Source organism: Massilia sp. CFBP 13721, assembly GCF_014842025.1.
Lineage (GTDB): Bacteria > Pseudomonadota > Gammaproteobacteria > Burkholderiales > Burkholderiaceae_D > Telluria.
The window spans coordinates 58684-72440 of the sequence record NZ_JACYUY010000004.1 but is presented as its reverse complement, the minus strand read 5'-3'; the positions used below and the strand labels follow the sequence as shown (position 1 = coordinate 72440).

Below are 13757 nucleotides of genomic sequence, written 5' to 3'. Positions count from 1 at the left end.
GGAAACCATCCATGCGCAAGCCCCTGATCATCGATTGCCACGGCCACTATACGACGGCGCCGGCAGCGCTCGAGGAATGGCGCAAGCGCCAGATCGCCAATCTGAACACGCCGGCGCTGGGACCGAAACCGTCGGAACTGAGAATCAGTGACGACGAACTGCGCGAGTCGATCGAAGCGAACCAGTTGCGCCTGATGCGCGCGCGCGGCTCCGACCTGACGATCTTTTCGCCGCGCGCCAGCTTCATGGCGCACCACATCGGCGACCTGGAAACCAGCAAGACCTGGGCCGCGATCTGCAACGAGTTGTGTTATCGCGTGTCGCAGCTGTTCCCGGACCATTTCATCGGCGCGGCCATGCTGCCGCAGTCGCCCGGCGCCGACCCGGCCACCTCGATCCCGGAGCTGGAGCGCTGCGTCAGGGAATACGGCATGGTCGGCATCAACCTGAATCCGGACCCGTCGGGCGGGCACTGGACCTCGCCGCCACTGTCGGATCGGCACTGGTATCCGCTCTACGAAAAGATGGTCGAGCTCGACATCCCGGCCATGGTCCACGTCAGCACCAGCTGCAACCCGTGTTTTCACACGACCGGCGCGCACTACCTGAACGCCGACACGACCGCCTTCATGCAGTGCTTGACGAGCGACCTGTTCAAGGACTTTCCGACCTTGAAATTCCTGATTCCACACGGCGGCGGCGCGGTGCCTTATCACTGGGGGCGATTTCGCGGCCTGGCCCAGGAGATGAAAAAGCCGCCGCTGTCGGAGCACTTATTGAATAACATCTTCTTCGACACCTGCGTCTACCACCAGCCGGGCATCGACCTGCTGACAAACGTGATCCCGGTGAAGAACGTGCTGTTCGCCTCGGAAATGATCGGCGCCGTGCGCGGCATCGATCCGGAGACCGGCCACTATTACGACGATACCAGGCGCTACATCGAAGCGGCGGACATCGGCGACGAAGACCGCTTCCGCATCTTCGAAGGCAATGCGCGCCACGTGTACCCGCGCCTCGACGCGCTGCTGACACGGAAAGGATTTTGACCATGACCATCCCGCTCATGAACCAGCTGGGTGTCGTCAAGCGCAATATCGTGCGTGCCGACGCGGCGGCGGTCGCGCAGCTGGGGCGCCTCGGCAGCGCCACCGTGCACGAAGCGATGGGGCGTGTCGGCCTGCTGAAACCCTACATGCGGCCGATCTGGCCCGGCGCGTCGGCGGCCGGCAGCGCGGTGACGGTGCTGCTGCAGCCGGGCGACAACTGGATGATGCACGTCGCGGCCGAGCAGATCCAGTCCGGCGACATCGTTGTCGCGGCGGTCACCTCGGAATGCAGTGACGGGTACTTTGGCGACCTGCTGGCCACCAGCTTCAAGGCGCGCGGCGCGCGCGGCCTGGTCATCGACGCCGGCGTGCGCGACGTGCGCGTGCTGCAGGAGATGGGGTTTCCGGTGTGGAGCCGCGCGATCAGCGCCAAGGGGACGATCAAGGCGACGCTCGGCTCGGTGAACGTTCCGGTGATCTGCGCCGGCGCGCTGGTCAACCCGGGCGACGCCGTGATTGCCGACGACGATGGCGTGGTGGTGGTGCCGGCGGCGGACGTTGCGCGCGTGGCGGCGCTGGCGCAGAAGCGCGAAGACCTGGAAGGGGAGAAGCGGGCGAAGCTGGCTGCGGGCGTGCTGGGGCTGGATATGTACGACATGCGCGGGGCGCTGGAGAAGGCGGGCTTGCGGTACATAGATTGAGGCGACGTAGGGTGGACGGCTCGTAAGTCAGGCCACTGGCCTGACTTACCCCCCGCGGTGATAGTTAGCGGCGAGATCATCGGGCACGACATCGGAGCTCGGACTTATCACCCCGTGGGCGGGAGACCCGCCCACCTTACGGGTCTGATAGTGGACATCGATTTTCAAGAAGCGTTCTCAGGACGCACCATAACAAAGAGGAGGCACACCGTGAACCAGCTGAACAAAGTCCGTCGCCATCTCATCGTCGCTGCCGCCATGCTCGCATCCGGCATCGCAAGCGCCGCCGAACCACTGAAAGTCGGCCTGATCCTCCCCATGTCCGGCCCCTTCGCCTCGACCGGCCGCCAGGTCGACGCCGCCGTCAAGCTGTTCCTGCAACAGAACGGCAGCACCGTCGCCGGGCGCCAGGTGCAGGTCATCGTCAAGGACGACGGCGGCGTGTCGCCGGACGTGACCAAGCGCATCGCCCAGGAACTGATCGCGCGCGACAAGGTGCAGGTGCTGGCCGGCTTCGGCCTGACCCCGCTGGCGCTGGCCGCGGCGCCGGTGGCGACCCAGGCCAGGGTGCCGATGATCGTCATGAACGCCGCCACCTCGATCATCCCGCAGCGTTCGCCCTACATCGTGCGCACCGGCCTGACGGTGGCGCAGGTGACGGCGCCGATGGCGCAGTGGGCGGCGAAGAACGGCATCAAGTCGGTGATCACGCTGGTGTCCGACTACGGCCCGGGCATCGACGCCGAGAAGGTCTTCGTCAAGGAATTCACGAAAGCAGGCGGCAAGATGGCGCAGACGCTGCGCGTACCGCTGCGCAATCCCGACTATTCGCCCTTCCTGGCCCGCGTAAAGGATGCGAAGCCGGACGCGTTGTTCGTCTTTGCGCCTTCGGGAGAAGGCGCGGCCGTGATGAAACAGTTCACCGACCGCGGCCTCGCGCAAGCGGGCGTGCGCCTGATCACGACCGGCGACGTGCTTGACGACGACCTGATGGCGACCATCGGCGATGCCGCCCTGGGCGTGGTCAGCAGCCACCATTATTCGGCGGTGCACCCGTCGCCGGAAAACAAGGCGTATGTAGCCGCTTTTACCAGGGCCAATCCCGGCATGCGCCCCAACTTCCACGGCGTCGGCGGCTACGACGGCATGCAGTTCTTGTACGCGGCGCTGAAGAAAACCGGCGGCGACAGCGACGGCGCCAAACTGGTCGCGGCCATGAAAGGCATGTCCTGGACCAGCGTGCGCGGCCCGGTGTCGATCGACCCGCAGACGCGCGACATCGTCCAGAACGTCTACATCCGCAAGGCGGAAAAGCGTGACGGCGGCATCTACAACGTCGAGTTCGCGACGATCGAGAAATTCCGCGATCCGGGCGTCGAGTAATCCTAGACCCATGAAAACGATTTATCTTCTGTGTGGATTGCTGTGCGACGAAACCGTGTGGGAAGCGCAGGCGCAAGCGCTGGCAAGTGAGTATGACGTTCGCGTCGTGAGCTTCCTGAACGGCGAGGACTCGCTGGCCGCGATGGCCGAGCGCGTGCTGCAAGGCGCGCCTGCCAGCTTCGCGCTGGCGGGCCATTCGATGGGCGGGCGCGTCGCGCTCGAGGTTTATCGGCGTGCGCCCGAGCGAGTCGAGCGCCTGGCCCTGCTCGATACCGGCTACGAGGGACCAGGCGCGGGAGAAGCGGAGCGGCGCGCCGTGCTGGTCGGCCAGGCCACGGCGGAGGGCATCGACGCGATCGCCGCGGCCTGGGGCCTGCCGATGCTGGCGCCGAGCCATCGTGCCAATCCGGTGCTGACCCGCCGGGTGTTCGACATGGTCGGACGGATGTCGGCCGACATCTACGCCGCCCATACGCGCGCCTTGCTCGGGCGGCCCGATGCCACGAGCGTGCTGCGTGGCGTCGCCTGTCCAGCGCTGGTCCTGTGCGGCATGCAGGATGGCTGGAGCCCGCCGGAGCGGCACCTGCGCATGACCGAACTGATGCCGCGCGCGCCGCAGCTAGCCCTGATCGACGACTGCGGCCACATGGCGATGTTGGAACAGCCGCAGGCGGTGCTGGACGCCTTAAGCGCATGGCTGGGGGAGGCCGGTCATGAATGAGGCACGCATCCGCCAGGCCTGCACCGACCTGATCGTGCGCTACGCCTATCTGAACGACGAGCGCCGTTTCGAGGAACTGGCCGCGCTGTTCACCGAGGATGCGGTCCTGTACCGGCCGTCCGCACCTGGCCAGGGCATCGCCGGGCGGCGCGCCATCCTCGACGCCTTCCGCAAGCGGCCGGCCGGGACCATGACCTTCCACGTTACCAGCGACGTGCTGGTCGAGGTGCAGGATGCGGAAAACGCCGGGGCGCGCTCGCGCATCCTGCTGCTCTCTGCCGTCCGCCCGCAGGATGGCAGCGTGCTGCCGGTCGAGACCAAAGCGCCGGTGCCCGGCGTGTTCCGCGACCGCCTGGTGTTGACGGACGATGGCTGGAAATTCAGCGAACGGCGCGGCATGTTCTGGATCTGAACCGGCAGCGCGCAAGAACCATATAAAGGAAACCATCATGGCAAGCATCATCGGCGGTATCGGCACCTCGCACGTGCCCACCATTGGCCTCGCCTACGACCGCAAGCGCCAGGACGATCCGGCCTGGGCGCCACTGTTCGACGGCTACAAGCCGGTGGCGAAATGGCTGGAAGAACAGCAGCCCGACGTGCTGCTGTTCTTCTACAACGACCATGCGAACAGCTTCTTTTTCGATTGCTACCCGACCTTCGCCATCGGCGTGTCGCCCGAGTTCGACATGGCCGACGAGGGCGCCGGCCGCCGGCCGCTGCCCGGCATCCTCGGCCATGCGAAGCTGGCGGCGCACGTGACCGATTGCCTGGTCAACGACGAATTCGACATGGCCGTGTTCCAGGACCGCGCGCTCGACCACGGCTGCAATTCGCCGCTGGGCCTGATGTGGCCGCACGAACCGGCCTGGCCGGGCGCCATCCTGCCGATCGCGATCAACGTGCTGCAGTATCCGCTGCCGACGGCAAAGCGCTGCTACAAGCTGGGCCAGGCGGTACGCCGCGCCGTGGAATCCTTCCCGGAAGACCTGAAGGTGGTCGTGGTCGGCACCGGCGGCCTGTCCCACCAGATCCACGGCGAACGCACCGGCTTCAACGATACCGACTGGGACGAGGAATTCCTGCGCCTGTTCGTTGAACAGCCGGACACGCTGGCGGCGATGACCCATGCGGAACTGGTGCGGCGCGGCGGTGCCGAAAGCGTCGAAATCATCATGTGGCTGGCGATGCGCGGCGCGCTCAGCGACGAGATCCGCTGCGTGCACCAGAACCATTATCTGGCCACGACCACCAACATGGCGGTGGCCGTGTACGAGCAGATGGAGGAGAGCGGACCGGCCGCCGCGCCGGTGAAAGAACGCGCGAACGAGCAGCTGGCCGGCATCGAGGAGATCGACGGCACCTATGCCTTCGACGTCGCCCACAGCGTCAAGGCACTGAACCTGAACCGCTTCTTCTGGCGCCACCGCGAACCGGCCTTCCGCGACCTGGTCACGCGCGACATCGACGCCGCCTTCGAAGAACTGCGCCTGAGCGAAGAAGAGCGCGCGCTGGTGCGGCGCCAGGACTGGCTGGGCCTGGTGCGCTATGGCGTGAGCTTCTTCGTGCTCGAAAAATTCGCGCGCGTGCAGAAGATGTCGAACCTACAGGTGTACGCGCACATGCGCGGCGAGACGCTCGAGGAATTTTTGCAGACCCGGCGCGTTCCGGCCTCGGCCTGATGCAAGCCATCGAGCAAAAATCATTCGTTCAGTTCGCGTTTTCCTCGACAGCCGTGTCACGTAGGGCGGGCATGCCCGCGCGCTACGTGCGCATCCTTCGCCGGCTGCAGTGAATTTGTCGTACAACTTCCCGATACCGTGGGAATGAACGATCATCGCTATCTAAACGTGAGACGCACGTAACGGTGGGCATGCCCACCCTACGCGGCGCTGTACTTGTGCTCGAACTCGGCCAGCGGCAGCGGACGGCCCAGCAGGAAGCCTTGCATCGAGGAGCAGCCGCGCCGCGCCAGGAAACGGCGCTGGGCCTCGTCTTCGACGCCTTCGGCCACGATCTCGAGGTCGAACTTGCGCGCCAGCGCGATGATGGCCTCGACGATCGAGCCCGCGCCGTGGTTGTTGCCGATGTCATGGACGAAGGAGCGGTCGATCTTCAGCGCCGCCAGCGGAAAGCGCTTGAGGTAGGCCAGCGACGAGTAGCCGGTGCCGAAATCGTCGAGCGAAAAGCTGACGCCCTGGGCACAGATCTCGTGCATGCGCCCGGTGATCTCCTGCATGTTTTCGGCGAAGACGCTTTCGGTCATCTCCAGGCACAGCCGCTCGGCCGGCGCGCCGGTACCGCGCAGGATGTCGGCGAGGGCGGCGGGGAAGCCGGCGTCGCGCATCTGGTGCACGCTGACGTTGACGGCCAGTTTCAGGCAGGCGAGCACCGGGTCGCACTGCCAGTTCGCCAGCGCCCGGCAGCTCTCGTGCAGTACGTGCGCGCCCAGCGGCAGGATCAGGCCCGACTCTTCGGCGAAGCCGATGAACTGGTCGGGACCGACCAGGTCGTCGTCCGCGCGCTGCCAGCGCACCAGCGCTTCGGCGCCGACCAGCCGCCCGTGGATGTCGAACTGGGGCTGGCAGAACAGGCGGAACTGGCCCAGCGAGAGACCGCTGCGCATGGCGGCATCGAACGCGGCGCGGCGGTCGGCCGCATCCTGCATGCTCGGATCGAAGAAGCGCGCGGCGTTGCCGCCATCGGCCTTGGCGCGGTACATGGCCAGGTCCGACTGCTTGAGCAGGGTCTCGATGCCGGTGCATTCGCTGTCGAACAGGGTGATGCCGATGCTGGCGCTGCTCTTGAACAGGAGCGTGCCCAGCTGGTAGGGCTGGCCCAGGGCAGCCAGGATCTTGCCGGCCACGCGGCCGGCCTCGGTAGCCGCACCCTGCTGCGTCGCGCCCAGGCTTTCGAGCACCACCACGAATTCGTCGCCGCCGAGCCGGGCCAGCTGGTCGCTGTGGCGCACCGTGCCCTGCAGGCGCGCGGCGGCCTGTTCCAGCAGCATGTCGCCCAGGTCGTGGCCCATCGTGTCGTTGAGCAGTTTGAAGTTGTCGAGGTCGAGGTAGAGCAGGGCGCCGAACTGGCGCGAACGGCGGTTGCGCGCCAGTACGTGATCGAGTTCGCCGATGAGGAAGCGCCGGTTCGGCAAGCCGGTCAGGTGGTCGAAATAGGCCAGTTCATGGATGTGCCGTTCCGTGCGCTTGCGTTCGGTGAGGTCGGTATTCACGCCGGAGATGCGCACGGCCTTGCCGCCCTCGTCGCGCAGCACGAAGCCGCGCGACAGCACCGGCACGTAGTGGCCGTCGCGGTGGCGCAGCCGGAATTCGAGGTTGAAGCCATCGCGCGTGCCCGGCAGCAGGTCCGCCAGGTAATCGGCGATCATGACGGCGTCGTCCGGGTGCAGCAGGCGGCGCCAGGCGCCGGCGTCGTCCAGCCCGTCGCCGCTCGGGTAGCCGAGCATGTTCCACCAGCGCCGCGAATAATAGACAACGTCCGTGGCCAGGTCCCAGTCCCAGGGCGCATCGGTCGAGCCCTTGAGCACCAGCCGCAGGCGCTGTTCCGACGCCTGCAGCGAATCGCGGGTGTTTTTCAGCGCGGTGCAGTCGGTGAAGCAGACCACGACCTGGCGCACGCAGCCGCTGTCGTCGAATTCCGGAAAGGCATTGCACAGCAGCCAGTTGGTCAGGCCCGGGCCGACCATGCCAACCAGCAGGCCGGACAGTTTCTGCCCGGTGCGCAGTACGACGCTGACCGGGAACTCATCGGCCGGCATCGCCGAACCATCCTCGCGCAGGACGGCCCAGGCGCCGGCGACGGGATTGGCGCCAAGCAGCTCGGCTTCGCTGCGGCCCAGCAGTTCCTGGGCCATGCGGTTGCTGGACATGATGCGGCCATCCGCGGCGTGCACCACGACACCCGCCGGCAGATGGTCGTACAGCGGGTCGGGATAGCCTGGCAGGTCCGCAGGGGGAACGGGTTGCATGGCGATTGGCAAGATGGGCACTGGTGGCCAGCGATCAAACCATACTAGCAGGTTCGCATGCGGGGCACGCATCGTCACGCATCGTTCATCGCGCGGCGCCGGGCCGGGCGCACCGAGACATTCAGCGTTCGCATGTCGGTAATTCTCAAAAGAAATTGGACGATCGTGCTGTGATGCAGCATACTGCACCTGTCTCCTCCAACTCTCCTCAGAAAAGAATTGGATTTAGCCCGCCCGCAACGGCGGGCTTTTTTTTGTCCGCAGTTTCATTGCCGGACTTGCCATCACGGTCCGAGCGCGTATCTGGACGTGCTGCCTACGTCAGCAGGGGCGGCCACCCGTTTCATGTCGGCACGTACTGAATTATGCCGCTTATTGATGAGCAGCCTGCATGAATCCCGGGGTTGCTTCAGCCACCCGCCCGTTTCGGGCGATGGCCTTGCTTGCTCAGCGCTTCCATCACCAGTTCGCAATGGTCGCCCTGGATTTCGATCACGCCATCCTTCACGGTGCCGCCCGAACCGCAAGCGGTACGCAACTGCTTGCCCAGCAGGGCGAGCGCGGCGGCATCGAGCGCCAGTCCCTTGACCACGGTGACGGATTTGCCGCCGCGCCCCTTGGTCTGGCGCGACACGCGCACCACGCCGTCGCCCTTGGGGGCGGCATTGGCCTTGCAGGTACACGCCGTAACGGGTTGCCGGCATTCCGGGCACATGCGTCCGCCGTCGGTGGAGTAGACGAGGCCGCCGGTTGAACTGCTTTTCATGGATACACGATTGAAGAAATGGGAACACGCGAGTGTAGCAGCTACGCCTTCCTTTTAATCGCGACAGTGGCGCACCGTAGGGTGGGCGCCCTGAGCCCACGCGTACGTCAGACCAGTGTAAGCGCACGATCATGCGCGAACGTCAGCCATTCGAAAAGCGACCAACGGTGTCCCGCTAGCGCTACAGGTGTCTGATACGTCACGAGGCGATGAGTTGCGGTCGAGTATCAATACATACGCACGTAAGCGTGGGCTCGGAGAGTTCACCCTACATCCGCAGAGTGCTTAATCGCGGTCCCGACGCGTCGCCAGCGCCACCACCGCAGCCCCTGCCGCAATCACCAGCGCATCTTCGATCAAGCCACTCTTGGTCTGCCCCATCCGCGCCATCGCCTGTTTACGCCCCGCCAATGTCAGGTAAGCCAGCGGCACCGCGGTCGCCACCGCCACCGCCGCGCCTTCGCCTTCGCGCCCCTTCGGCGCCAGCGCCGCACCGGCGATCCCGGCGCTCATCACGCGCGCAAGCAGGCCCAGGAAAACGGTGCGGTCCGGCGCGCTCTTCATCTTGTCGCCGGCCAGTTCGCCGGCCCCCATCGCCAGCGCACCGTACTTGAACAGAGGGCGATCGAGCAGGAAGAGGTTGCCCGGCGTGTCGCGGTGCACAAGGCGGGCCGCGGCGATCGTGGCCATGGGTGTCATCGAACGCGCGCTGGCGACGGCGCCGATCAGGGCGGAGGGAAGCAGGTTGGGCATTTTCATCGTTGAGAACTCCTGTGGAAGTTAAGGTTGCTCGTTCCAATTGTAGAGATCCCTTCCTACCGTGTCGCCACGCAGAAATTGAAGACGGCAGGCTGGCTACGATCCCCCGGCATGCGCCAGGATGCGCGCACCGGACCGGGCCAGCCAGGAGCGCACCCTGTCGGCATCGGCGGCGCGCGAGAATGTTCCCTGGGCGTCGAGAACAACCTCGCCGTGGAGCGATTCTTGACGATTGGTTTCGCCGCTCGGTGCGCGTGCATGAGCGGGCGGCGCTGCAGGGCACTCCGCCTGTCGGCGGCTTGCCTCAGCTGAGCCGGCGCGCGTGGCGGAAGCGGGCATAGCGGTTCAGCAGGTCATTGATCAGCTGTTCGCGCGTGTAGCCGCTGACGTCATGCTGCTGGTCGCCTTCGGAGCTCACGGCCATGGCCCGATAGTGCCGGCTGTCGGGAGCCGGCCCGCTTTTTTCCGCCCACGCGAAGCTGGGCGACCGGAAGCTGCGCGCGCGGACCGTGTAGCGGAACACGCCGCGGTCGCCGTGCGGAACGTTCAGGTCGAGCCGGTCTTCATGCTGGATCGATTCAGGCACCAGGCCGCTTTCTCGCATCTGGGCGGCGACCGCTTCCAGCGCGGGGGCGGCCGTGCCGCCGAGGAATGCCGTGATTTCGGGCTTGCCGTAAAAATGGGTGATGCTGGCCAGGCGTTGCTGCCAGCTCAGGCCCGCGGTGGCCGGCGGTGCTTCGGCGGCGATCGAGAGGTCCATGGAGGTGCCTTCGTTTTCCGTCTGCAGGGCACGCAGCAGTCCGTAACAGATGAACAGCATGATCACCGCGAATGGCAGCGCGCTGGCGATCGCGGCGGTCTGGAGCGCCTGCAATCCGCCTGCCAGCAGCAGCACGGCGGCCACGACGCCGGCGCAGACCGCCCAGAAGATGCGCTGCCAGACCGGCGGGTTGGGCGCGGCGCCGGAAGTGATCATGTCGATCACGAGGGCGCCGGAATCGGCCGAGGTCACGAAGAAGGTGATGACCAGCAGCGTTGCGATGCCGGACGCGATCACCGAAAACGGCAGCTGCTGCAGCACCTCGAACAGCGCCACCGGCAGGTTGTCGGCGACCGTCTGGACGATCGGCGCGGCGCCGCCCAGGTCGAGCGCGATGGCGGTATTGCCGAACACGGTCATCCAGAGGAAGGTGAACAGTACCGGCACCAGCAGCACGCCCGAGATGAACTCGCGAATGGTGCGCCCGCGCGAAATGCGCGCGATGAACATGCCGACGAAGGGGGACCAGGAAATCCACCAGCCCCAATAGAACAGCGTCCAGTCGCCCAGCCAGGCATTGGGCTCGTAGGCATACATGCGGAAGGTGCGCGGCACCACGGCGCCAAGGTAGGTGCCGATGTTCTGGACGAATGCCTGCAGCAGGAAAACGGTCGATCCCGCGAACAGGACGAAAACAAGGAGCGCGATCGCCAGGATGATGTTGAGCTCGGAGAGGCGCTTGACGCCCTTGTCGAGTCCGGTACCGGCGGACAGGGTTGCCATGCCGGTGATCGCGGCGATCAGGATGAGCTGGACCGTGGTGTTGACCGGCAGGCCGAACAGGTAGGCGAAACCGGCATTGACCTGCAGCACGCCGAAGCCGAGCGAGGTCGCGACGCCGAACATGGTGCCCAGCACGGCGAAGATGTCGATGGCGTGGCCGATCGGCCCGTGGATGCGGTTGCCGATCAGCGGGAACAGGCCCGAGCGCAGCGTCAGCGGCAGGCCGCGGCGGAACGCGAAATAGGCCAGCCCCAGCCCGACGACGATGTAGATCGCCCAGGCATGCAGGCCCCAGTGGAAGAAGGTCAGGACCATCGCCTGGCGTGCGGATTCGATCGTACGCCCCTCGCCGACCGGCGGCAGCGCATAGTGCTGGATCGGCTCGGCGACACCGAAGAACAGCAGGCCGATCCCCATCCCGGCGCTGAACAGCATGGCGAACCACGAGAGATAGCTGTACTCCGGCTCGCTGTCGTCCGGGCCGAGCTTGACGTCGCCATAACGGCTCAGCATCAGGAAGATGACAAAGATCAGGAAGAGGGCGACGGCGAGGATATAGAACCAGCCGAAATCGCGCACGATTTCGGCCTGGACCGTGTCGAAGACACGTCCGGCCTGTTGCGGGAACAGCGCGCTGAACAGCACGAAAACAAGGATGAGCGCGGCCGAGGTGAAGAACACCGGCGGGTTCACTTGCATCCGCCAGCGCGCAGGCTTGCCGGGGTTCTTCGATTCAATATTTGTCATCGCCAACATATCTTTCGGTGACAGGTGATATGGATCGGCCAGGCGGCGATCCGCTCCCCAGTGGTTGCACAATGACGCGCCGCCCAGCCGACAAGCGGCATGCCGGCCTTGCGCGCCGTTTCGTCGGGAAGCGTAACACCTTGACGTTCGGGCAATTAACACGATTGGCCTGCGCACCGGCTACCGGCATGCCGCTGGTGGGCGTTTTCCGCACAAGACCTTGTCCCGGTCCGGCGCCCCGGCAGCAACCTGCCTCTATGCGGCCGTCCGCTTCGACCTGACGTTTCAGTCGTGTCCTGTTAGAATGTCCACAGGGTGATCATGCCATGCGGGCATGACAGGATGTGCGATGGTCGGGCCGCCACGCGGTTCGATTGCGTCCATACCCCATGCCATCTTCGTATCCTCCTTGTCCAGGCCCGCCAGGGCGGCGCCGCACAGCCTCCATGTCCATTCAGCGTCGGCCAGGCATGCCCGTGCAGGGCTGTGCCCGTGTGGCCGTCGCTGCGCCGGCCGGGAGGCGCACGTCTTTGCCCGCAACCACCGGGCCTTTCATTCATGATCCAACGGGGATGCGGCGATGCGGCTCTCTATCGGCGGGAGACCACAATGCGTATTGAAAAGCGGCTATCGCGAACCTTCAAGCAGTTCATGGAATCCGGCAAGGCCGGCGGAATCGTGCTCATCGTGTGCACGCTCGTTTCGCTGGCCATCGCGAACTCCCCCCGGGGCGCGTCCTACCTGCATTTCTGGCACCTGCCGCTGGCGGGGCTGTCGGTCGAACTCTGGATCAACGACGCGCTGATGGCCGTGTTCTTCCTGCTGATCGGCCTCGAACTCAAGCGCGAGCTGTACAACGGCGAACTGTCCGACCTGCGCAATGCCTTGCTGCCGATCATCGCGGCCATGGGCGGCATCGTCGTGCCGGCGTTGATCCACTTCCTGCTCAACGGCGGCACGCCGACGCAGGCCGGCATGGGCATTCCGATGGCGACCGACATCGCCTTTGCGCTCGGCGTGCTGTCCCTGCTGGGCAGCAGGGTGCCGGCGTCGCTCAAGATCTTCCTGACGGCGCTGGCGGTCATGGACGACCTCGGCGCCATCGTCGTCATCGCGCTGTTCTATACCGCGCAGCTGTCGGTCGTCTACCTGGCCGGCGCGCTGGCCGTGTTCGGCGCGCTGCTGGCGATCAAGCGCTTCGGGCGCGTCATGGCGCTGTGGCCCTACCTGCTGGGCGGCGCCCTGATGTGGTTCCTGATGCTGCAGTCGGGGGTGCATGCCACGATCGCCGGGGTACTGCTGGCCTTCGCGATTCCTTACTCCGTTGCGGAAGACGACGAGGCGTCGCCTTCACACCGCCTCGAGCACGTGCTGCACAAGCCGGTGGCCTTCCTCATCCTGCCGGTTTTCGCCCTGGCCAATACCGGCATCCTGGTCGGCAGCGGCTGGGAGCAGGAACTGCTGTCGGCCAACAGCCTTGGTATCTTGCTGGGCCTGGTGGCCGGCAAGCCGGTCGGCATCCTGCTGTTCAGCTTTGCGGCCGTCGCCATCGGTGTGTGCCGGCTGCCGCTGGACCTGGCCTGGCGCCACGTGCTGGGCGCCGGCCTGCTCGGCGGGATCGGCTTCACGATGTCGATCTTCATCACCAATCTCGCATTCACCGGCCAGGCCGACGTGATCAATGCGGCGAAGATGGCGATCCTGGTCGCGTCGTTCACTGCGGGCGTGCTCGGCTTCGCGTGGCTGAAGCTGGCGGGCAAGCCGCTCGCTTCCGATCCCGATCCGGACACCATGGATTTCGAGACGGCCGAGGCTGCACGATAGGGGCCGCTGCGAAACCCGGCGTGCGGACAATGGCGCAAAGCAGTGCCGCCGCGGGCCGGCGGTGCGCCGGCGTATCGTGCTTGCCGCATGAAGTGGCTGTGCTAGCCTTTGAAGACCTTACTGCCGCAACCGATGAGGAGCCTCTTCATGGAAAACCAGCAATTCGCGTCGTGCCTGGCGGCGTGCAACGATTGCGCCGATGCCTGCGACATGTGCGCGGCGGCCTGCCGGCGCTGCGCGCAGGAATGCCGCCGGATGAGTGGCGGCTGAGTCCGC

General features: G+C 65.8%; 12 protein-coding genes. 8 read left to right on the top strand and 4 right to left on the bottom strand.

What is annotated here, in order from left to right; translation table 11 throughout:
• The first annotated feature begins 23 nt into the window (after nucleotides 1-23).
• The 6 genes from IFT60_RS04980 (at nucleotide 24) to IFT60_RS04955 (ending at nucleotide 5536) form a co-directional block, all read left to right on the top strand.
• Nucleotides 24-1049: an amidohydrolase family protein gene (locus IFT60_RS04980; RefSeq protein WP_192050505.1), complete on the top strand. Its 1026-nt coding sequence runs from the start codon at nucleotides 24-26 to the stop codon at nucleotides 1047-1049.
• Between the two features lie 17 nt (nucleotides 1050-1066).
• The gene (gene ligK / locus IFT60_RS04975; protein ID WP_192050503.1) at nucleotides 1067-1750 is read left to right on the top strand and encodes a 4-carboxy-4-hydroxy-2-oxoadipate aldolase/oxaloacetate decarboxylase; all 684 of its coding nucleotides are present in this window, start codon (nucleotides 1067-1069) and stop codon (nucleotides 1748-1750) included.
• Nucleotides 1751-2008: 258 nt separating this feature from the next.
• Nucleotides 2009-3133, top strand: a complete 1125-nt coding sequence (locus tag IFT60_RS04970; RefSeq protein WP_192050501.1) for an ABC transporter substrate-binding protein — start codon at nucleotides 2009-2011, stop codon at nucleotides 3131-3133.
• Nucleotides 3134-3143: 10 nt separating this feature from the next.
• A complete protein-coding gene (locus tag IFT60_RS04965) occupies nucleotides 3144-3854 on the top strand; it encodes an alpha/beta fold hydrolase (protein ID WP_192050121.1) in 711 nt (236 codons plus the stop codon).
• Nucleotides 3847-4266 carry a nuclear transport factor 2 family protein gene (locus IFT60_RS04960; RefSeq protein WP_192050119.1) on the top strand — a complete coding sequence of 140 codons (420 nt, stop codon included), beginning with the start codon at nucleotides 3847-3849 and terminating at the stop codon, nucleotides 4264-4266. Before IFT60_RS04965 ends, IFT60_RS04960 begins: the two co-directional genes overlap by 8 nt.
• Nucleotides 4267-4303: 37 nt before the next feature.
• Entirely contained in the window at nucleotides 4304-5536 is a 1233-nt protein-coding gene (locus IFT60_RS04955) for a gallate dioxygenase (protein ID WP_192050117.1), read from the top strand.
• 200 nt (nucleotides 5537-5736) lie between these two features.
• Here the strand turns inward: IFT60_RS04955 and IFT60_RS04950 are convergent, their stop codons facing one another.
• The 4 genes from IFT60_RS04950 to IFT60_RS04935 form a co-directional block, all read right to left on the bottom strand.
• The gene (locus IFT60_RS04950) at nucleotides 5737-7842 is read right to left on the bottom strand and encodes a sensor domain-containing protein (RefSeq protein WP_192050114.1); all 2106 of its coding nucleotides are present in this window, start codon (nucleotides 7840-7842) and stop codon (nucleotides 5737-5739) included.
• Between the two features lie 409 nt (nucleotides 7843-8251).
• The gene (locus tag IFT60_RS04945) at nucleotides 8252-8608 is read right to left on the bottom strand and encodes a translation initiation factor Sui1 (protein ID WP_192050112.1); all 357 of its coding nucleotides are present in this window, start codon (nucleotides 8606-8608) and stop codon (nucleotides 8252-8254) included.
• A gap of 285 nt (nucleotides 8609-8893) precedes the next feature.
• Nucleotides 8894-9367 carry a hypothetical protein gene (locus IFT60_RS04940; protein WP_192050110.1) on the bottom strand — a complete coding sequence of 158 codons (474 nt, stop codon included), beginning with the start codon at nucleotides 9365-9367 and terminating at the stop codon, nucleotides 8894-8896.
• A 304-nt stretch (nucleotides 9368-9671) separates the two neighbouring features.
• The gene (locus IFT60_RS04935) at nucleotides 9672-11657 is read right to left on the bottom strand and encodes a BCCT family transporter (RefSeq protein ID WP_229510697.1); all 1986 of its coding nucleotides are present in this window, start codon (nucleotides 11655-11657) and stop codon (nucleotides 9672-9674) included.
• Between the two features lie 609 nt (nucleotides 11658-12266).
• On the opposite strand from IFT60_RS04935, the gene nhaA reads away from it, so the two are divergent.
• On the top strand, nucleotides 12267-13481 hold the full coding sequence (nhaA, locus tag IFT60_RS04930; protein ID WP_192050108.1) for a Na+/H+ antiporter NhaA: 1215 nt from the start codon (nucleotides 12267-12269) through the stop codon (nucleotides 13479-13481).
• Between the two features lie 147 nt (nucleotides 13482-13628).
• On the top strand, nucleotides 13629-13751 hold the full coding sequence (locus tag IFT60_RS26765) for a hypothetical protein (protein ID WP_267874565.1): 123 nt from the start codon (nucleotides 13629-13631) through the stop codon (nucleotides 13749-13751).
• The last annotated feature ends 6 nt before the right edge of the window (nucleotides 13752-13757 follow it).